At 44.9% G+C, this 21,021-nt stretch carries 20 protein-coding genes; 17 read left to right on the top strand and 3 right to left on the bottom strand.

Annotated elements, in window-relative coordinates; translation table 11 throughout:
* Positions 1 to 395: 395 nt before the first annotated feature.
* Positions 396 to 1,535: a glycosyltransferase family 4 protein gene (locus MHH60_RS12120; protein WP_076134792.1), complete on the bottom strand. Its 1,140-nt coding sequence runs from the start codon at positions 1,533 to 1,535 to the stop codon at positions 396 to 398.
* A gap of 180 nt (positions 1,536 to 1,715) precedes the next feature.
* On the opposite strand from MHH60_RS12120, the gene MHH60_RS12115 reads away from it, so the two are divergent.
* Complete coding sequence (locus MHH60_RS12115; RefSeq protein WP_232061115.1) at positions 1,716 to 2,492, top strand: YheC/YheD family protein; 777 nt, start codon at positions 1,716 to 1,718, stop codon at positions 2,490 to 2,492.
* On the opposite strand, the gene MHH60_RS12110 is transcribed toward MHH60_RS12115, so the two are convergent.
* On the bottom strand, positions 2,485 to 3,300 hold the full coding sequence (locus MHH60_RS12110) for a hypothetical protein (protein WP_076134793.1): 816 nt from the start codon (positions 3,298 to 3,300) through the stop codon (positions 2,485 to 2,487). The two genes, MHH60_RS12115 and MHH60_RS12110, sit on opposite strands and share 8 nt — an antisense overlap.
* A 280-nt stretch (positions 3,301 to 3,580) precedes the next feature.
* Between MHH60_RS12110 and MHH60_RS12105 the strand changes: the two genes are divergently transcribed.
* The 5 genes from MHH60_RS12105 (at position 3,581) to yfcE (ending at position 11,173) form a co-directional block, all read left to right on the top strand.
* Entirely contained in the window at positions 3,581 to 6,082 is a 2,502-nt protein-coding gene (locus MHH60_RS12105) for a PAS domain-containing hybrid sensor histidine kinase/response regulator (protein ID WP_076134794.1), read from the top strand.
* Positions 6,079 to 6,702, top strand: a complete 624-nt coding sequence (locus MHH60_RS12100) for a C39 family peptidase (RefSeq protein ID WP_076134795.1) — start codon at positions 6,079 to 6,081, stop codon at positions 6,700 to 6,702. The genes MHH60_RS12105 and MHH60_RS12100 overlap by 4 nt, the downstream gene beginning before the upstream one ends.
* Positions 6,703 to 6,809: 107 nt before the next feature.
* Positions 6,810 to 8,765, top strand: a complete 1,956-nt coding sequence (pulA, locus tag MHH60_RS12095; protein ID WP_076134796.1) for a type I pullulanase — start codon at positions 6,810 to 6,812, stop codon at positions 8,763 to 8,765.
* Between the two features lie 249 nt (positions 8,766 to 9,014).
* Positions 9,015 to 10,499 (top strand): glutamate synthase subunit beta, encoded by a 1,485-nt coding sequence (locus tag MHH60_RS12090; protein WP_076134797.1) that lies wholly within the window; start codon positions 9,015 to 9,017, stop codon positions 10,497 to 10,499.
* Between the two features lie 125 nt (positions 10,500 to 10,624).
* Positions 10,625 to 11,173, top strand: a complete 549-nt coding sequence (gene yfcE / locus MHH60_RS12085) for a phosphodiesterase (protein ID WP_076134798.1) — start codon at positions 10,625 to 10,627, stop codon at positions 11,171 to 11,173.
* A 13-nt stretch (positions 11,174 to 11,186) separates the two neighbouring features.
* Here yfcE and MHH60_RS12080 read toward each other — a convergent pair whose 3' ends face one another.
* Positions 11,187 to 11,480 (bottom strand): LysE family transporter, encoded by a 294-nt coding sequence (locus MHH60_RS12080; protein WP_341161136.1) that lies wholly within the window; start codon positions 11,478 to 11,480, stop codon positions 11,187 to 11,189.
* A 230-nt stretch (positions 11,481 to 11,710) separates the two neighbouring features.
* On the opposite strand from MHH60_RS12080, the gene MHH60_RS12075 reads away from it, so the two are divergent.
* From MHH60_RS12075 to MHH60_RS12025, 11 genes are all read left to right on the top strand, one after another.
* On the top strand, positions 11,711 to 12,739 hold the full coding sequence (locus tag MHH60_RS12075) for an agmatine deiminase family protein (RefSeq protein WP_076134800.1): 1,029 nt from the start codon (positions 11,711 to 11,713) through the stop codon (positions 12,737 to 12,739).
* A 54-nt stretch (positions 12,740 to 12,793) separates the two neighbouring features.
* The gene (gene aguB, locus MHH60_RS12070) at positions 12,794 to 13,669 is read left to right on the top strand and encodes an N-carbamoylputrescine amidase (protein ID WP_076107380.1); all 876 of its coding nucleotides are present in this window, start codon (positions 12,794 to 12,796) and stop codon (positions 13,667 to 13,669) included.
* A 231-nt stretch (positions 13,670 to 13,900) separates the two neighbouring features.
* Positions 13,901 to 14,710, top strand: coding sequence for a transporter substrate-binding domain-containing protein (locus MHH60_RS12065; protein ID WP_076134895.1), 810 nt, complete (start codon positions 13,901 to 13,903; stop codon positions 14,708 to 14,710).
* 93 nt (positions 14,711 to 14,803) lie between these two features.
* Positions 14,804 to 15,454, top strand: a complete 651-nt coding sequence (locus tag MHH60_RS12060) for an amino acid ABC transporter permease (protein ID WP_076124698.1) — start codon at positions 14,804 to 14,806, stop codon at positions 15,452 to 15,454.
* A gap of 10 nt (positions 15,455 to 15,464) precedes the next feature.
* The gene (locus MHH60_RS12055; protein WP_076134896.1) at positions 15,465 to 16,187 is read left to right on the top strand and encodes an amino acid ABC transporter ATP-binding protein; all 723 of its coding nucleotides are present in this window, start codon (positions 15,465 to 15,467) and stop codon (positions 16,185 to 16,187) included.
* 156 nt (positions 16,188 to 16,343) lie between these two features.
* Positions 16,344 to 16,790 carry a tellurite resistance TerB family protein gene (locus MHH60_RS12050; protein WP_076134801.1) on the top strand — a complete coding sequence of 149 codons (447 nt, stop codon included), beginning with the start codon at positions 16,344 to 16,346 and terminating at the stop codon, positions 16,788 to 16,790.
* A 123-nt stretch (positions 16,791 to 16,913) separates the two neighbouring features.
* Positions 16,914 to 17,510, top strand: coding sequence for a TerD family protein (locus tag MHH60_RS12045; RefSeq protein WP_076134802.1), 597 nt, complete (start codon positions 16,914 to 16,916; stop codon positions 17,508 to 17,510).
* Positions 17,511 to 17,539: 29 nt separating this feature from the next.
* Entirely contained in the window at positions 17,540 to 18,115 is a 576-nt protein-coding gene (locus MHH60_RS12040; protein WP_076134803.1) for a TerD family protein, read from the top strand.
* A gap of 57 nt (positions 18,116 to 18,172) precedes the next feature.
* Positions 18,173 to 18,754 (top strand): TerD family protein, encoded by a 582-nt coding sequence (locus MHH60_RS12035; RefSeq protein ID WP_076134804.1) that lies wholly within the window; start codon positions 18,173 to 18,175, stop codon positions 18,752 to 18,754.
* Positions 18,755 to 18,887: 133 nt separating this feature from the next.
* Positions 18,888 to 20,171 carry a TerD family protein gene (locus tag MHH60_RS12030; RefSeq protein WP_076134805.1) on the top strand — a complete coding sequence of 428 codons (1,284 nt, stop codon included), beginning with the start codon at positions 18,888 to 18,890 and terminating at the stop codon, positions 20,169 to 20,171.
* Positions 20,172 to 20,198: 27 nt separating this feature from the next.
* A complete protein-coding gene (locus tag MHH60_RS12025) occupies positions 20,199 to 20,939 on the top strand; it encodes a TerC family protein (RefSeq protein ID WP_076134806.1) in 741 nt (246 codons plus the stop codon).
* The last annotated feature ends 82 nt before the right edge of the window (positions 20,940 to 21,021 follow it).

Here is a 21,021-nt window from a genome sequence, read left to right as displayed (position 1 = left end):
AGCGATTCTCCCGTGAGGGAGGATCGCTGCTTTTTGCTGTTGCTCATGAACTGTCTGCATCGCGGAGTAATAATCCTCCTCTGAGGCTTACGGACCCATATGACGTTATTTGTTAGTTTTGACCCTTGGAACATGTTTGCGGACTCCACTGACGTTATTCCTATGGATGACGTTCATATGGGGCATTTTTCATGCCAATAGTGGTTATAGGGTCCTTTAGCTTTGCAAATGTGGAATAAAGCTGCGTTTGGAGTCAGCTGTGTCCGATAGCTACCTTGTATGTGCATATGTTACCTAGTTCAGTCGGAGATTGGTGTTTAGCTCAAGCAAGCTCCAAAAGAAAAGGGACCCAGCAGCCAGTTGATGGCTTATGGAAACCCCTACTTGTGGTGAGTCTACAATTGCATTCCACCTGCAAGAGTTCTGTACCCTTGCTGTGGTGTTGCAGAAGCTTGATACAGCTGTTCTAAATGGTTTGCTGTACGCTGCCAATTGAAGGCTTCAAGAGCGTCGGCTCTCCCTTGTGATCCGATGGTAACTGCCAATTGTGGATGGCGGGCTATACGCAGCAAATACCGGGCAAAGGGTAAAGCCTCGCGATATCGTTCTACCAGATAACCGTTATGGCCAGAGGCGACAATCTCTCGGATACCTCCATTATTAGAAGCGATAACAGGTAGACCGGAGGCCATAGCTTCTACATTAACAAGGCCGAAGGATTCATGGTTCTGGGAAGGGCATACAAAGCAGTCTGCCGCCTGATAAAGGGTGTGAATATTCTCATGAGCCACATTTCCTAGAAAAGTAACAGACACTCTCAGCCGCCGTGCAAGAAGCTTCAACTGCCGTATGTACGACGGTTTGCCTTTGCCGGCGATAACCAGATGAGCGGGGAGGTGTTTGTTTAAATGCGACATAGCACGTATTAATATAGGCACTCCTTTGCGGGGTATAACCCGACCAACGAACAAAACTGTGAAGGTCTGCGGGAGTTTGTAGAAACTACGAAGCTGTTGTTTTTCAGATATCGGCACAGGGGTAAACCGGTCAAGATCAGCTCCCAATAAGACAATATGAATCCCTGTGGTCAGTTGAGGGAAGCGGCGATCCAATCTTCGCTGTAAGGAGTGGCTGTTAGCGATGATCAGATCTGCTTTTGCTAAGGCATTTGCCACTTTATCTGTACCCGGTGTGAAGGTAAGAGAGTGCAGGAACAGAAATACCGGGATATGAGGAAGCTGCTTCTTTACAGCAGACATAAGATGGGGGCGATTATCAACCTGAATGATGTCAAAGGATTCTTTCTGAATGTATTCTAATACCGAGGTAAGATAATGGGCTGGGGTGCTTGCAGGCAATCGGATAATTCTCACCTGCTCCAATATAGTGGCAGCAGGTAATCCAGGTACCTTCCGACTTACAATGGTTACCTTATGTCTCTCCGCCAGTCTTCTGGCAATGGCCCAAATGCAGATTTCTACAGAACCGTCTCCCGGAACTGGGAACTGCTCCGGTGCAATGATACAAATGTGCATGGTTCACGCCTCCTTTTATCCGCTAATGGATATCCTCTTCCACCATATGCAACACAGTAAACAGTAGATACATCCGAAAGCGGAGAGGGCGTTTCACTCATGCCATTTGTACATTTGCAGCATAAAATACTAAGGCTTACAAAGGCCGTGATTATTTTTGAGGGACAGGGGAGAGGACAGTTGGGAAAGAAGTTAAAGTCTGCATTGACCAGCAAATGGATTAAAACCAAAGTGCTCATGCGAAGCGCTGAAATTTCACCGTTGATTCCCGAAACGATAAAATTCAGTAAAGTCAATTTGAAAGCTATGCTGCTGAAGTATGGAATGGTTTATGTTAAACCGGAATACGGTACCTATGGCAATGGTGTGATGAAGGTTGAACAGAGTAGAGAGGCTCATGGAACAGAATATAAGTACCAAAGTGGAACAAGACTCAAAACCTTTAGAACCTTTGACGCCTTCCATTTATCTTTAAAGAAAGCGACGCGTGGGCGTAGTTACCTGATTCAAAGAGGAATAGTTTTGCTAAAGCACGGGAAACACCGCTTTGATATCCGTGTGATGGTCCAGCTCAGCCCGCAGGGCAAATGGGAAACTACCGGTCTGATCGGTCGGGTAGCTGAGAAAGGTAAGATTGTTACCAACTATCATAGCGGCGGCAAACTAACTGCTATGGAAAAGCTGCTGTCTCCTTATCTGAACGAAGCTCAGCAAGCGCAAATGCTTAAGATACTGAGAAAGCTAGGCGAAGATACCGGACGTTTCTACCATAAGAAATATCCTGGGTTTAGACAGATTGGTGTCGATGTAGGATTGGATAGATCCATGACGCCTTGGATTATTGAAGTGAATACTAGTCCGGACCCGTATATTTTTAAACACCTTTCTGATAAAAGCATGTACCGCAAAGTAATGGCTTACCGCAGAGCGAATGAGAAGAAAAAGTCCGTTAAATGATCTGTTTCCTCGTATCAGCAATGACAGCAGAAATCTTTTGTTCTAATTCTATGATTTTTTGCTTGTGCGTTGCGATTTGGCGGTACCCGGAGACGAGTGAGGACAGAGACTGAGTGGTTAATGTAAGGTTTTGCTTGCGAATGGCTGCTTTGAAGTCACTCCAATCTGCGGAAATCCGTTTATTCAATGAGGTGACTACGCTTTTGTTAGATTTAATTGAGACCTGTGGGCTATCAATGCCAGACAAGGTTTTGCGGGCATAGGTTATCTTTCGGGTACGTACCTGTTTCGCTGTATTCAACTGATTCTGTCTGTCGCTAATTTCTTTGCGTGCCAACTGAACCAAGACCTTCATAGCATCACCTTGGGCTTGTAATACGGTATTCAAAGTCTTGTTTTTAAGACCCTTGGCGATCTTGATACGCTTATTAAGCGCATTGTACTGGTCGAATAAGGGCTGATAGTGCTGTTTGCAGCTCTTAACGGTAGCCTCCAGCTGAGCTACGGTTGCTAAATCAATCTCTTTAATTTGCTTACGTACTGTAATCAGTGTTTGCTCATTATTATAGTGAAGGGTTCGGATCTGCTCCTCACGGTTATTGTATTGCATCTTTAAAGTAGATAAATCATTGTACAGATTAGTCATCTTTATCCTTGTAGGACCGTCGGCAGTGGCAGCTGTTAGATCAAACTCCGCTTGAATAGAGGGTGTTAATTCAGTCGTTGCTGTAGCAAAAGCTTCCGTTGATGTGCTTAACGATAACAGGATCACCAGTAGTAGTAAGGGGAATGACTTTAGTGCGTTCATTAATTCGCTCCTCCTTTTGTCCGTTTCCCTGAAGACAACAAAAAAGCACCCGTAGCAAAGGCAAAAGCCTTTATTACGGGTGCTTCCATCGTAATAGGTCACGAACGATATATTTATTGTTAAATATAAGTTGTTTATTTGTTTACGTCAATAATTTAAATTTAAATATTTCCAATTTAAAATAATGCGCTAGACATTTCTTTCCCCAGTTCTCTTATCGTATACTGACATAAGAAGGTATGAGAGCTTTAGCACTAGCAACAAAGGAGGTCTGGCTTAAATGGGCAGCTCGGTAGAATTTAACGCAATTCTGGATCATGCATTTATGAGGTCTCCAGAAGGAATGGCCGTACTGTTTTCGAATAACGGCGATTTCAACTGGATAAAAGTCAATCCGGCTTTTTGCAATCTACTTGGCTTTACGGAGGCCGAGTTTCTTGCCGGGGCTCTTTTTACAGAATCGGAAAATAGAGAGGCACATTCAAAAGAGCTCTCCTATAGATTAGTAATGGACGAGCTTCAGAAATCGCCAGCGGGCAGCTGGAAGAAGGAACATTGTTTTTTAAATAAAGAAGGTCAACCCGTGTGCCTGTCTCTCATGTTCTCTGGATTAGGAGCAGAAGAAGGACAAGCCCCTTTGTATATTATAGTATACGCCGAGGATATTACGGAACTAAAGATCGCAGCTCAGGAAACGGTGGATCATCGGGATCAGCAGCAGCAAATGGAAGAACAAATTCGTCAAAGTGAACGCAATTATAGATTGATGTCTGAGAATTCGCTGGATTTAATCTCGCGTCATGCGATCAAAGACAGTGTTTTCTTATATTGTTCTTCGGCTAGCCGTACCCTGCTTGGTTATGAACCTGAAGAGATGGTTGGGACAAGCGCATATAATTATCTTCACCCCGATGATCTAGTTATGATGCAAGGTTTAATGGAGCAGAGCCTCAGCTCTGGCGTTATTCCGGCTGTAGCTTACCGCTACCGCCATAAGAACGGCACCTATGTCTGGTTCGAGTCGAGCAGTCGTTATACCTATGATGATGAGGGAAATATCATGGAGATTATAGCGATTGGACGGGAAATTACGGAGCGTAAGCAGTTCGAGTTCAAGCTTAAGGAGAGCGAGCAACGGTATAAATCATTGTTCGAATACAATCCATCTGCTGTGTACTCTATGAATTTGCATGGAGATTATTTGACCGCCAATGCGAATTTGGAGAAGTTGACCGGGTATTCGCTGGAGGAACTGATCGGAATGTACTTTGGCCCCATTGTGCATGAGAAGGACATAGAGAAGACGTTGTATCATTTTAACTTAGCCGCCCAAGGTTATCCTCAAAGCTATGATCTAACGCTTATTCATAAAGACGGACACTTTGTAGAAATTAATACTACCAATATTCCGATCATTGTAGATGACCAAGTAGTGGGTGTGTATGGGATTTCCCGTGATATTACAGAGCGCATCCGTTATACAGAACAAATTGAGAAGCTTAGCAATGAGTATACCCTTATTTTAAATGCGGTTTCAGAAGGCATCTTTGGACTCGATATGGAGGAGAAGGTGACGTTCATTAACCCTGCTGGTTTGCAAATGCTGGACTATGAACATGATGAAATTATGGGCCATCCTTATTTGGATCATATTCAGCAAATAGCGCTTGATGGGAGCCATTATCGGCCGCAGGAATCTCCACTGATGAAGGCTATTAAGTCAGGTGTATCTTATCAGAGTAATGATGCGGTCTTGTGGCGTAAGGACGGTTCTAGCTTTCTTGCGGAATACCAGGTAACCCCTCTGTTTGATAAGGGGGAGCCGAAAGGTGTTGTTGTAGTGTTCCGGGACATCACGGATGAGAAGGAAATTATTCGTGCGAAGGAATCTGCGGAAAAAGCAGACCAGGCTAAGTCTGAGTTCTTAGCTATTATGAGCCATGAAATCCGTACACCGATGAACGGAATTGTAGGGATGACGGATCTCCTGGCGGAAACGGAGCTTGATGAAGAACAGCTTGGATATACAGACATTATTAAGGAGAGCAGCAGCTCGCTCCTATCTATTTTGAATGAAATACTGGATTACAGCAAAATTGAAGCCGGAAAAATGATGATTGTAAATGAGCCCGTGCAGCTTCAAGCCGTATTGGACAGCGTAATCGATCTATTTACAGCTAAGGCTTTGGAGAAAAATATTCAGTTATCATGCAGCATGGCACCTGGAGTGCCGCCACTGATTATGGGCGATGCCGGGCGGTTGCGTCAGGTATTGGTCAATCTGGTCAGCAATGCAATCAAGTTTACAGATCGGGGCAGCATCAGTATTTACGTAGAGCAGAAGCTGTCCGCAGATCAAAAGAAATTAACTTTGAAATTTAATGTTAGAGATACGGGGATCGGCATTCCTATTGAGAAGCAGCATCGGCTGTTTCAGTCCTTCTATCAGCTGCATTCCTCGTTTAATCGCAAATATGGAGGGACCGGATTGGGGCTGGCGATTTGTAAAAAGCTCGTTGAGCTGATGGGTGGAGCCATCGCTGTAGAGAGCAGTGAAGGAGAGGGCTCTAATTTCTATTTCACGCTGCAGATCCATCCTGATAGTAAAGCTGAGATAGATGTGGAAGATACAGTGCAGACAGAAGAACGGGAGACAACTATGTTAGGGGCAGCAGCTGCAGAAGGAGAATTGGATGCCGGTGCAAATGTAATTCTACTTCCGGAGGCGACTCCACATATTACTCCTAAGTCTAGCCCTTTAAGAGGGGATCTATCCGAATGAAGTATAGACAGCCTCGTATTAGTAAGAAACTGCCTGCGGAGCCATATACACAGTGGGAGGTTGGGGTCAAATCCCCGTCCTCTGCGTGTGGCCCAGCTACGATGGCAGCGTTAACGGAGTATTGGAACACCCATACAGGAGCGGACTTTATTCGGGGGAAAGGTCATTTTCCTTCCAAAGCCGCTCATATTAATTACATATACAGCCATCACGGCGGAAGACCTTGGGGGATGGGTGTGCGCCGTTTTACCAAAGGACTGAAGAACTATATCCATTCAGCGACTTTACCGAAGGATCAGCAAAAGTTACTTATTACTACGTTTAATGATTTTGAAGTATATAAAGCAGAGATTGATGCAGGCCGGCCTGTGGCTGTTAAATTTGATAAGTGGTTTCGTTTGCGGTGGAGAGGCAAGTTTACTTACGATTACCATTGGGTACTAGGTATAGGATATGAGGGATTTGATGATGGAGAGCGTCCTACCCTGATTGTTCACGATAATGGTGTGCGGTACAAGGACGGTAGAGTCACTCTAGGGAAAGAACGGCGTATTCCGTATTTTGCAAATAAAGACATTATTACGATGGTCGGGCTAGATATTGCAGATGCATCGAGGTAGAGGGATTGTCCTGACAAAATAGCTTGAAAAATTTGAGTCCAAACGTTTGCACTACTTAGACGATCATACTATAATCCAGTTAATAACTGGAAAAGGGGATAGGTGCTTTGTCCGTACAAAGGGAAATGAAGGAACCCATTTATTATGGGGATCCTGCGGCTACTAGAGGGGTTTCCGTGTTTGCTCAGGAGTTTGATCAGTTATTCAGCTATGATGGGGACGATCTCGGCCTGACATACTCTCCGGGGAGTTCAGCTTTTTGTTTGTGGGCGCCCACCGCTCAAGAAGCGGAGCTGGTACTCTATAATTCATGGCAGGGAGCAGCAGAGTGTAAGTATTCTATGATCCGTGATGTCCGGGGAACGTGGAGAATTACAGTTGACGGTGATTTAGATGGCAAGTTCTATACCTACCGAGTACGTCTTGGAGAACAGTGGAATGAGGCGGTTGATCCTTATGCACGTGCTGTAGGAGTGAACGGTGATAGGGGAGCTATTTTAGATTTACGCAAAACAGATCCTGAACGGTGGACGGAAGATAAGCCACCCTTGGATGATCCTGTGGATGCCATTATTTATGAGCTTCATTTGCGTGACTTATCCATTCATCCAGCAAGCGGTATGACCCATAAAGGACAATATCTTGCTTTGGCGGAAGAAGGAACCCGCGGACCGGAGGGTATTCTCACTGGACTCGATCATATCGCGAACCTCGGTGTAACCCATGTGCAGCTATTGCCTGTTTATGATTATTCTACAGAGAGTGTAGATGAGACGAGGCTGGATGAACCGCATTATAACTGGGGTTATGATCCGAAGAATTATAATGTGCCAGAAGGCTCCTATGCTACAGATCCTTATGTGCCAGGAGTGCGTATCCGCGAACTAAAAACATTGATTCAAGCACTACATGATCGGGGTCTCCGCGTCATTATGGATGTGGTTTACAACCATGTGTACGATGGCTACCGCGTGAATTTCACCAAGCTGGTTCCCGGCTATTATTTGCGTTACAAGCAAGACGGAAGCCTGTCGGATGGCTCTGGCTGCGGGAATGACGTGGCTTCAGAACGATTGATGATGTCCAGCTTCATCGTGGAATCCGTAGTTTATTGGGCCAAAGAATACCATATCGATGGTTTTCGTTTTGACCTGATGGGCTTGATTGACCTCGACACGATGGAGGAAATCCGGCGTCGTCTGGATGGGATTGACCCGTCTATCATGACGATTGGTGAAGGTTGGATGATGGGGACAGAGTTGCCGATGGAGCGGCTCGCTCATCAGAAGAATGCTGCGCTTCTGCCGGGAATCGGACATTTTAATGATGATTTCCGGGATGCAATTAAAGGGAATATTTTTCTGCAAGATCAACCGGGCTTCATCAGCGGAATGATGGGACTGGAGCTTGCGATAAAGGCAGGGGTCGCGGGAGGCATTGCTTTTGCCCCAGGCATTGGACAATTTGCCGTGGAGCCTCAGCAAACCGTCAATTATGTGGAATGTCATGATAATCATACGTTATGGGATAAGATATTACTGTCCACACAAGGGCAGACGGACAAACAGCGCCAATCTATGCATAGGTTAGCTTCTGCTATAGTATTCATGAGTCAGGGAATCCCCTTTGTCCATGCGGGTCAGGAATTTATGCGCACGAAAAACGGGGTAGAGAACAGCTATAAATCCTCGGTAAAGATCAACCAATTGGATTGGGAGCTGTGCGCCGCGCATCAGGACGATGTGGATTATCTGAAGCAGCTAATTGCCTTGCGTAAAGCGCATCCGGCTTTCCGTATGCGAACGGCAGATGACATTCGGAATCATCTAGTATTTGAAAAAGCACCGGTAAGTTCGGTAGCGTATACATTGCGTGGCCATGCTGGAGGCGATGCGGCGAAGCATATCTATGTGCTTTTTAATGCTAATGTAGAACAGACGGCTTTGGTTCTGCCACAGCTTGGTGCATGGAAAACAGTTTTTGGAGCCGATCTTGTGCAGAATCTGACGGGTAATAAGCTAACTGTAAGCGGGATTGGAATGGTAGTGTTGACGGTGGAGTAGATGTTTTTTTACAGATAATCCTTCAAAAGCATGCAGTGTATTGTGCTCAATGAGTGCAGTACACTGCGTGCTTTTTTGTGTGGAACTTTCTTTTGAATGGATGCTCTTATTTTACATAAAAAGGTGACATTACTCATTTTCGTTAAAGATCTAGGATGCTAATATTAAGGCATTTACTTTGGCGCTTTAGAGTGGCATAACAGCAGAAAGTGACAGAGAGTACTTTTCTTTGGTGAGAGGATGAAAGAGATGGGGAAAGCAACCGGATTTTTAGAGTTTGAACGACAGACACCCTCCCAGTGTGAGGCGTTGGAGCGAATTAAGAATTGGAATGAATTCTCGATACCTATGGATGAAGAAAAGCTGCGCGAGCAAGGGGCGCGTTGTATGGATTGCGGTACGCCATTTTGTCATGTAGGACGTCTGTTGTCTGGTATGGCTTCCGGCTGCCCTTTGCACAACTTGATTCCTGAATGGAACGATATGGTCTATCGTGGAAATTGGGAGATAGCGCTGAAACGTCTGCATAAGACTAACAACTTTCCTGAATTTACAGGCCGTGTCTGTCCCGCTCCTTGTGAAGGCTCTTGTACGGTAGGGATGAATGGCAAACCTGTCACCATTAAATCTATTGAGAAGTCGATTGTAGATAGAGGTTTTGCGGAAGGTTGGATTGTGCCTGAGCCGCCGCTTCATCGCACGGGTAAAAAGGTAGCTGTAGTGGGTTCGGGTCCGGCAGGGCTTGCCTGTGCGGCACAGCTTAATAAGGCTGGACATACGGTGACTGTGTATGAACGGGCGGACCGGATTGGTGGTCTGCTTACCTATGGTATTCCCAACATGAAGCTGGATAAAAAGACTGTGCAGCGCCGGGTGGATCTGCTTGCGGCTGAGGGCATTACCTTCGTAACTCGAACAGAGATTGGCCGAGATCTCCCAGCTTCACAGCTCAAGGCAGAGCACGATGCTGTAGTACTGTGTGGTGGATCTACACAGGCACGTGATCTGCCGATAGAAGGACGCGATCTGCGTGGGATTCATCAAGCTATGGAGTTTTTAACGCTGAATACAAAGAGCCTGCTGGATTCAGGGCTTGCCGATGGGGAATATTTATCAGCAGCAGGTAAGGATGTAGTTGTAATCGGCGGTGGGGATACTGGAACAGACTGTGTAGCCACTTCTATCCGTCACGGCTGCCGCAGTGTGACTCAGCTTGAGATTATGCCACAGGCGCCGCTGACCCGTCAGTCTAACAATCCTTGGCCGGAATGGCCAAAGGTGCTTAAAGTGGACTATGGCCAGCAGGAGGCCGCTTCATTGTATCAAGAAGATCCACGCCGTTATCTGGTTTCGACGAAACGGTTTGTCGGCGATGAGGGCGGGCAAGTGCAGGAGCTGCGTACAGTGCGCATTGAATGGACTCGTAATGAACAGGGACGAATGGTACCGGTCGAAGTGCCGGGCAGTGAGGAGACCCTGCAAGCGCAGCTGGTATTGCTGGCATTGGGATTCACAGGACCCGAAGAAACTGTACTGGGCGAGCTTGGGGTGGAACGCGATGAGCGGGGGAACGCCAAAGCAGAGTTCGGAGCACAAGCAACCAATGTAGAAGGTGTGTTCACAGCAGGCGATATGCGGCGCGGGCAAAGCCTTGTAGTCTGGGCTATTGACGAAGGGCGTCAGACTGCGCGCGAAGTAGACCGCTTTTTGATGGGATCCTCGAATTTGCCTTGAGTGTTAAGATATAGCGGGCAGGGCGTTCCTTTGGGAACGTCCGCTTTGCGTTGTGGTATGTTCAAGGTTAAGATTATTGTCTAAGCGCATATTTACTTAAGTTAAGTTGAAAAGGAGAATACATGATGAAGTTAATGTTTATTTCCGACATTCACGGATCTTTATTTTGGCTGGAACGGGCTTTGGAAAAGGCAGAAGAAGAGCAGCCGGACAGTCTTATTATTCTAGGAGACTTTTTATATCATGGTCCAAGAAATCCGCTGCCGAAGGAATATAACCCACAAGAGGTTGCTAATAAGCTTAATGCATATAACAAAAACAAGCCGATAACCGCAGTACGTGGGAACTGTGACGCCGAGGTAGACCAAATGCTGCTGGAATTCCCGATGATGGGCGATTATGTATTGCTTTTGCACGAAGGCAGACGGATTTACGCTACACATGGTCATGGCTTTAGCATTGAGCATTTGCCGGCGCTTTCCGAGAAGGATATTTTTATTCAGGGACATACCCATATACCAGTTGCCGATGTAAAAGAGGGAGTGTATGTGCTGAATCCCGGCTCCATATCGCTGCCTAAAGAGAATAATCCGAATTCCTATGCTGTTCTAGAGGGTGGGGAATTTATCGTTAAGGATTTTGAAGGCAATGTGGTAAAAAAGATTACCGTATAGTGAGAGGGATCGTTTAAAGAAACTCCTGAAGATTGAGAGATTGAATAAGGGAGACAATGCCAAAGGACAACATTACCAATCCGGACAGTCTGTTGAACATGAGTTGTTTCGAACGTCCTGACATTATGTTGTTTCTGAACAAGGCGGTGCTCCCTGTCAAACCCATCCACCATAATGCGGAACCCAGAAAGACGCCGCTAACTAGAAACGGCATATTGGAGCTGCTATGAGACAGAAGGACGCCAGATGCGCTGAATACGCCAAGGGAAAAAATAATCGTCATGGGATTGGACAGCGTCAGCAACAGCGTTACTATGTATGAATTCAGTGAGCTTTTTGGGGAATTGGGTGCTGTTAGCTTCGTTGTAACGGATGAAACTTAAATTTTTTAACTGTAAAATGGGGGCTACGAAAAAAATTCCTTCCAACATTATTAATGTCCCAGGGAATTGAGCACTAGAACATATTATTGTATGATGAGGAAGGAGTTTTAAGGGTAGGACTGGCTCCAAATATATTAGTAAAGGTAGTTAACACATGAATCCTAAAGATTTGAACTATACAATGCCACCGGAATGGGGCAAGCATGAACGTACTTTTATCTCCTGGCCGGTGCAGGAATCTATGTGTTTCCCGGACAACCACGAGTCAGTGTGCCAAGGTTATGCTGACATTATCACAGCCATCGCCGAGTTTGAGCCGATTACGGTCATTGTGAATCCGGAGGACGTGGAGCGGGTAGAACATTTGGTCGGCGGACCGAATGTAACGCTGCTGCCTATTGCGCATAGCGATGCTTGGCTGCGTGATAACGGACCTACCTTTATTGTTAATAAAGAAGGACAAATGGCAGGTGTGAACTGGAAGTTTAATGCTTGGGGCGGTAAATATTCACCTTGGGATTTGGATGACGAAGTGGCTCCGCAGATTCTGGAGCATGCGCAGATCACCCGTTTTGATGCACCGCTTGTGATGGAGGGTGGCTCGATTCATACGGACGGAGAAGGCACTTTGCTTACTACAGAAGAGTGTCTGCTTAACCTAAACCGCAACCCGGAGCTGAAGCGCGAAGAGATCGAAGAGTACGTGCGGAACTATACAGGTACAGAAGCTATTATCTGGCTGAGACGTGGCCTTAGTGGCGATGAAACCGATGGTCATGTCGATAATATTGCTTGTTTTGCTGCACCAGGCAAAGTTATTATCCAGGTCTGTGAGGACCCGCAGGATGAGAACTATGAGATTACGCAAGAGAATCTGCGTATTCTGGAGAACACTACAGATGCCAAAGGGCGTAAGCTGGAGATTATCAAGATTCAGCAGCCACCACGGGTCGATCATGACGGCAGTCGTCTGACGCTCAGTTATTTGAACTTTTATTTCGTGAACGGCGGAATTATATTGCCTGTGTTTGGCGGCACCGCGACAGAAACGGATACACTTGCTGAGAAAGTGCTGGCTGGTTTGTTCCCGGATCGCAAGATTCGTACAGTTAACGGAATGGCCGTTATCACCGAAGGCGGAAATGTCCACTGTACTACGCAGCAAATGCCTGCACAGCAATAATTTGAAGGAAACCAGACGTCCAAAGGGACATTTATATATAAGGAGGACAGATACTTGAGAAATGTAAAAGTAGCTGCGACACAAATGAGTTGTTCCAGCAATATTGAGGAGAATATCAGCAAAGCCGAGACATTGGTCAGAGAAGCGGCAGCACAGGGTGCACAAATTATTTTGCTGCAGGAGCTGTTTGAGACCCCGTATTTCTGTCAAAAAGAGAAAGCTGATTATTACGCATACGCAACAGAGCTTGAGCATAACAAGGCGATTAATCATTTCAAAGCAGTAGCCAAGGAGCTGCAAGTGGTACTGCCGATTAGTTTTTATGAGAAAAAGAATTACGCACGTTACAACTCACTTGCTGTAATCGATGCTGATGGAACGGTGCTGGGCAAATACCGCAAGAGTCATATTCCAGATGGCCCAGGTTATGAAGAGAAGTTCTACTTTAATCCGGGAGATACTGGCTTTAAGGTATGGAACACTCGTTATGCTAAGATTGGTGTAGGTATCTGTTGGGATCAATGGTATCCAGAAGCGGCTAGAGTAATGAGCCTGATGGGAGCAGAAATTCTGTTCTATCCAACGGCTATTGGGTCTGAACCGCAGGATGGATCGATCGATTCCAAGGATCATTGGCAGACCTGTATGCTTGGACATGCAGCTGCGAATCTTATTCCAGTCGTGGCATCCAACCGTATTGGTGAGGAAATTGATGAGGATTCGAGCATTAATTTCTACGGTTCATCGTTCATTGCAGGTCCTCAGGGCAATAAAATCGTTGAGGCTGGACGTGATGAGCAAACCGTGCTGGTAAGCGAATTCGATCTGGATGCTTTGGAAGTTGGACGGATCGAGTGGGGAATCTTCCGTGACCGCCGGCCGGATTTGTATAAATTGATCGGTTCTTATGATGGAGATATCACACTTTAATAGGTTTAAGGTTAAATCTAAAGGCATTGCTAGGGAGAATACAATCTCTGGCAGTGCCTTTTTGTGTTTGATGGTAATTTTTTGAGAGTGATGTACGCATAAAACTTATAAAATAATAATATTATGTTATATAACCTTACATAAAATAGAAAAGTTAATTGTCATGAATCCTTTAATCTGTTAAAATCTCTTTAAGTTATTTCCAAAAATAGGGGGTATGGAGATATGAAAATGAAAAGTCGCGCTTTAATGTCAGTTTTTATCGCATTGGTGGTGGTTGGATTGGTAGGTTGTGGAGCAAATAATAGTAAAGCTGGTAACGAATCCCCGGCAGAGAAAATTAAGTTTGCCAGTGATGCCAGCTACGCTCCTATGGAGTACATGGACACGGATAAAATCAAAGGATTCGACATCGATTTCATTAAGGCAGTTATGGAAGAAGCGGGAATAGACTATGACGTAACGAACACAGGCTGGGAAACGATGCTTCAAAGTGTGAAGCAGGGAACGGAGTATCAAGCAGGATTGTCTTCAGTATCCATTACGGATGAACGTAAAGAAACCTATGACTATTCCATCCCTTATTTCGAATCTACCAATATGATCATGGTTAAGGAAGGCAGCGACATCAAAAATGCACTTGATCTTAAGGATAAAGTAGTTGCAATACAAGGGGCCACAACTGCAGACGACCTGATGAGCGGAATAATGGGCGTCGACAACCCTAACTTGAAACGTTTTGACAGCAATGCGGTGGCATTGATGGAACTGAATGGCGGCGGAGCCGATGCGGTTGTAGCGGATATTGCCATTGTACGTGAGTACATGAAAAACAATCCTAAGCAGAAGCTGGTGGGGATTGTAGACACGGAGAACTTCGGAGCGGAATATTACGGCATTCTTTACCCTAAGGGCAGTGAGTTAAAAGCGAAACTGGATCCGGCTATTAAGAAGGTACTGGAAAACGGAAAGTACGCGGAAATCTACAAAACTTGGTTCGGCGAAGAACCTAACTTGGATAGCTTATTGAATGCAAAATAAGGAAAAAACCTAATAAGCATGCGTAATGATAGCTATTGCGCATGCTTATTTTTTTAAAGAGAGATGACATAAAGAAGAGAAGGGGAGAGTCCTATGGATTTTAGAATGGACATTATTATTCATTATTTGCCCGTCCTTTTAAAAGGGACACTGCTGACTATCGGTATTTCTGTAGTTTCTATTTTATTTGGCTCTATTTTGGGACTGGGGATCGGATTCGGCAAAATGGCCCCAAAATGGTATTTGCGCTGGCCTTTCCATTCATATATCAATTTTTTTCGAGGAACACCACTGTATGTGCAGATTTTGATTGTTCACTTTGGAGTGATTCCCCCGCTTTACGGCAAAACCAATGCTCTAATTACTGCGTTTGTTGCTCTGTCGCTTAATTCGGCTGCTTATTCGGCTGAGATTTTTCGGGCAGGCATTCAGTCGGTTGATCGTGGGCAACGGGAAGCGGCTATTTCACTGGGGATGACTAGTCGGCAAGCGATGAGATTTATTATTTTACCGCAAGCGATCAAACGGATGGTTCCGGCTTTTGGTAACGAGTTTATTGTGCTTGTGAAAGACTCCTCTCTTCTGGCTTTGGTGGCTGCACCGGAAATAATGTATTGGACCAACACGATGAAAGGGCAATATTTGCGGATATGGGAGCCTTATTTGACAGCGGCACTTATTTATTTCATTCTTACCTACTCTCTTAGCAAGCTGCTGAATTACGTTGAACGGAGGCTGAAATAGGATGGAGCCTATGATTTCAGTGCGTAACTTACATAAATCATTTGGGACAAATACGGTGCTGGCCGACATAAGTATCGATATTATCAGTCAGGAGGTAGTGGTGGTTATCGGGCCGTCCGGATCGGGTAAATCCACCTTTTTGCGTTGCCTTAATTTACTGGAGCAGCCGCAGCGGGGCGAGATTGTAATTGAAGGCACTTCTTTGATGGCGGCGAGTACGAAGATTAACGATATCCGTACAGAGCTTGGGATGGTATTTCAGCAGTTTAATCTATTTCCTCATATGAAGGTTATAGAGAACATTATGCTGGCGCCGGTTCAGGTGCGTAAATGGTCTCCGGATAAAGCACGGCAAAAAGCGCTGGAGCTGCTGCAAAAAGTAGGCCTAAGTGAAAAGGCAGAGATGTATCCAGCCTCATTGTCTGGGGGGCAGGCTCAGCGGGTAGCGATTGCAAGGGCGCTGGCTATGGAGCCCCAAATTATGCTCTTTGACGAGCCAACCTCAGCGCTTGACCCGGAGATGGTAGGGGAAGTGCTGGCGGTGATGAAGGAACTGGCCCGTGAGGGGATGACGATGGTCGTGGTGACGCATGAGATGGGATTTGCGCGTGAGGTGGGGGATCGTGTGCTGTTTATGGAACAAGGTGAGATTGTGGAAGAAGGAAGTCCGGAGCAGCTGTTCGAAAATCCTAAGCAAGAACGGACACGATCCTTTCTATCAAAGGTGCTGTAATTTAGTGGAAAGTAGAATCTTGTTATTTTATCAGGTATATTAGAAGAGTAACGGTTAATTCAGGGATTTATATGCAAAATCTGTCGGAACGTGGAGAGGAGGCTCTGGAGATATCTTTTGTTATCATAATCTTGCAGTGATAGAGGGAGAAATACGATGAGCACATTTAAAAACTGGTTAAACACAACCAAAAACGGACTAACAGATCAAGTGAAAAAATTCAAAAATAAAGACTTCATGAACGCGATAGTTGCAGGCTGCGCTTTGGTTGCTGCGGCTGACGGTAAAATAGAAGATGCAGAGAAAAATAAAATGGTCGGTTATATAAATCTAAGTAATGAATTGAAAGTGTTTGACATGAGAGATGTCATTGCTCAATTCAACCATTATGTTAGTAACTTCGAGTTCTCTCCGGAAATAGGGAAACAAGAGGCTTTGAAAGCCATTGCGAAGTTTAGCAGCAAACCAGAAGCGGGACGTCTTATCGTGGGTGTATGCTCGGCAATTGGTTCGGCTGATGGTGATTTTGATGATTATGAAAAAGCAGTTGTGCGGAATATTTGTGGCGTCTTAGGATTAAACCCTAGCGAATTCAGTTTATAAATTAGGTGAAGTCATAGATAAAAGTTCGTTGAAACGTAATTTATTCTTTATCGTATCACTGATATAACACCTAAAAGCTAGACTAACAGATAATAGTTTTATCGGAAACGGAGGTACGTTGATTTGGCTGGAATTAATCTGGTAAAAGGTCAAAAGATTGATTTGACTAAAGGTAATGCGGGCTTATCCAATGTAATAGTTGGCTTAGGCTGGGATCCGGTAGAGGCTAAAAAGGGATTTTTCGGTGTCAAAAAGCAGGCTAACATTGATTGTGATGCTTCAGCTTTGCTGCTGAATGAGGATGGTAAGCTAACTAAGAAGGGTAACCTGATCTGCTTCCACAACAAGCAAAGTCCTTGCAACTCGGTCATTCATTCCGGAGATAATCTGACGGGTGAAGGCGACGGAGATGACGAGCAAATCATGGTTAATTTGAAAGCTATTCCTGCCGATGTTCATAAGGTTCTGGTTGTCGTTAACATTTACGATGCGGTGAATCGCAAACAGGATTTTGGAATGATCAAATCAGCGTATATTCGGGTAATAAATGCTGCCGGGAATAGTGAGTTGATTAAATTCAACTTGTCAGACAACTACACAGGTTTTACGGCACTTATTTGTGGAGAGCTTTACCGCCAAGGTGGAGAATGGAAGTTCGCTGCAATTGGTGAAGGCAGCCACGCCGCTCATATCAATCAACTTGCAGAACGCTACGTATAATCCAAATATAAGAAAAGAGGTATGTAATCATGGCAATTAATCTATCCAAAGGTCAAAAGATCGATTTAACAAAAGGAAACCCAGGTCTATCCAAAATCACTGTAGGTCTTGGCTGGGATACTAATAAATATGATGGCGGAAAAGATTTCGATTTGGACGTATCCGTCTTTTTGACCAATGCTAGTGGTAAAGTTGATAAAGAAACCAACTTCATTTTCTTCAATAACAAGCAAAATGAGAATGCTTCTGTTGTTCATACCGGAGATAACCGTACAGGTGAAGGCGATGGTGATGATGAGCAGGTTCAAGTGGATCTTCAGAACATCCCTGCTGATGTGGACAAAGTAGCTTTTACTATTACAATTTATGATGCTGAAGCAAGAAGCCAAAACTTTGGACAAGTCTCCCGTTCATACGTACGTATCGTAAACGATCTGAACAATGAAGAATTGATTCGTTTCGACCTCGGCGAGGATTTCTCCATTGAAACTGGCGTAGTTGTTGGTGAATTGTATCGTAACGGTGCAGAATGGAAGTTCAATGCTATCGGCAGTGGCTACAAAGACGGCTTAAGCGGTTTGACTCGCGACTACGGCCTGCAATAAATTTTGTTCTGCATGCTAAAGTTGAATTGAATTAATAAATGAAAGAAGGTTTTGTCAGTGACGATCAGTCTCTCTAAAGGGCAACGGATTGATCTTACCAAGACTAATCCGGGTTTGACGAAGGTAGTGGTAGGATTGGGCTGGGATACTAATAAGTATAGCGGCGGCCAAGATTTTGACCTTGATGCTTCAGCCTTTCTACTGCATGAAGATGGCAAAGCCAAGGGCTCCGATGATTTTGTATTCTATAACAATCCATCGGGTGGCAATGGCTCCCTGACTCATACAGGTGATAACCGTACGGGTGAGGGTGATGGAGATGACGAGCAAATTATTGTGGATTTTAGCAAAATTCCTGCTCATATCCAGCGTATCGGAATTACGGTAACGATCTATGATTATGAAACTCGGGCACAAAACTTTGGACAAGTCTCCAATGCTTTTGTACGTGTAGTAGATGCTTCTAACGATCGTGAAGTGCTCCGCTTTGATCTAGGTGAAGACTTCTCAACTGAAACAGCTGTTGTATTCTGTGAGTTCTACCGCAATGGTGCGGATTGGAAGTTCCAGGCGATTGGTAGTGGCTTTGCCGGCGGTCTAAGCGCTTTATGCAAAAACTATGGACTGGACGCGCAATAACATCCAAGTGGGCGGGGTCATTACCGATCCTGCCCTTTTTCTAAATATTTAGAGCAGTACAGACTCCACTTTGTGGGGTTCTTTTTTACAAAATTATTAGTTGGTTTACTCCATTTATAAAGGTGGCGTAAGAATGAGTGTTAACGTAGTCAAAGGGCAAAAAGCTGATCTGACCAAAGGCAATGCTGGACTTCATTCTATAATCGTAGAGATCGGCTGGAATGCTCCGGCTGCTCTGGAGATTGACAGCTCTGCTTTCCTGCTTGGATCAGAGGGTAAAGTAAGTAAAGACGAGGATCTGATATTTTATAATAATCCAGCCACATCTTATATTAGGTATAAGGATGTGCCAGGATTCAATGACCGCAAGCAATTCGAAGTTCAATTGGATAAGATTCCTTCCGATGTGATGAAGATTGCCTTTACGCTTACCATCTATGATGGGGAGAAAAGGGGTCAAAGTTTTGGGCAAGTTAGTCAGGCCTATTTTCGGATTCTCAATCAAGTGACAGGTGCGGAACTGCTCCGATGTGATCTCGACAATCTTTTCTCCGTGGAAACGGCCATTGTGGTAGGGGAATTATATAGATATAACAGTGAATGGAAGTTCAGTGCCATTGCAGCGGGGTTTGCCGGAGGTTTGAAAGAGATATGCAGCAACTTCGGTATTGAAGCGAACGAGGAGCCTGCTCCTGCTGCTGCTCCACAGCCGGAGGTTAAGCCGCTGATTCCACCACAAATCTTCGCAACGCCGCCTGCGCAGCCAGTGAAACGTGAAGAGAGCTCTCCACCGACACCTCCGCCTTCGCCAATGAATCTCAACTTGAAGAAAATCGAGCTGAAGAAAAAAGGCGATTCCATCAATTTGAAAAAATCAGCTAGTGGTGATCTAGGGGAACTGTTGATTAATCTCAACTGGAACCAGAAGCAGGGCGGACTCTTTAGTCGTAAAAATGGTATAGACCTAGATCTTGCTTGTCTGTATGAACTGAAGAATGGCAGTAAAGGAGTGGTACAAGCGTTAGGTAATGCCTTTGGCTCACTAAATCAACCTCCTTATGTCATGCTTGATGGGGATGACCGGACAGGCTCCGTAACTACTGGTGAGAATTTGCGTATAAATGGTATCAAAATTTCCGAGATTGAACGCATTCTAGTGTTTTCCTTTATTTATAAAGGGGTAACTAACTGGTCAGAGGCCGATGGAGTTGTCACCATCAAACAAGGCGGAGGACCTGATATCATTGTAAATTTGGACGAGCATAACAACCGAAAAGGGATGTGTGCCATTGCGTTATTCCGGAATGTAAGCAATGAAACATTTAGTGTTGAACGGCTGGTGCAATATTACAGTGGTCATCGTGAGATGGATGAAGCCTATGGCTGGGGGCTGCGCTGGGTTGCGGGCAGCAAATAATCGATTTTACCGGAGGCGCAAAGTGTAATGGATTGGTTCGCAGATTTTTTTAGAAATATTAGTGAGAATTACGGGCATTTTTTCTCATGGAGTGATGTAGTAGGCACGCTCTCTGATTCTGTGAGCTGGGGGATTATCGGAAGCTTAATTCTACTAGAAGGTTTGCTCTCAGCAGATAATGCGCTTGTGCTTGCCGTTATGGTTAAGCATCTACCTAAGGAGCAGCAGAAAAAGGCTCTTTTCTACGGTATCTTAGGGGCTTATTTGTTCAGATTCCTGGCCATTGGACTAGGGACATTTCTTATTAAGTTTACTTTGGTTAAGGTTCTTGGTGCACTGTATCTCTTTTATATCGCATATAAAGGTTTATTTAAGGGCAGTGGCGAAGAGCATACGGAGAATAAAGGCACTTCTTTTTGGAAGACGGTTCTCCTTGTTGAATTAATGGATATTGCTTTCAGTATTGACAGTGTTATTGCAGCATTTGGACTTAGCGATCAGGTTTGGGTTCTCTTTATGGGTGGTATCTTAGGGGTTCTGATGATGCGCGGAGTGGCGCAGGTATTCTTGAAGCTTATTGATAAATTCCCTGAATTGGAACAGGCAGCGTTCCTGCTTATCGCCATTATTGCGGGTAAGATGCTAGCGGGTGCTTTTGGTTTTGAATTGCCGCATGTCGTATTCTTTACAATCCTTATAGCGGTATTCGTGGGTACGATCCTCTATAGTGCTAGACGTAAGAAAAAAGATGCCCATAAAAGTGCATGATTAAAAAAGTAATTGCACCATAGAGAAGTCGGAGCCGATCATGCAAGAATAGAAACGCCTGCTTCTTTCAGGTAATCGTATA

Origin of the sequence: Paenibacillus sp. FSL H7-0716, from assembly GCF_038002705.1 — a bacterium.
Taxonomy (GTDB): Bacteria; Bacillota; Bacilli; order Paenibacillales; family Paenibacillaceae; genus Paenibacillus_AQ; species Paenibacillus_AQ odorifer.
This window is presented reverse-complemented; position numbering and strand designations above follow the sequence as displayed.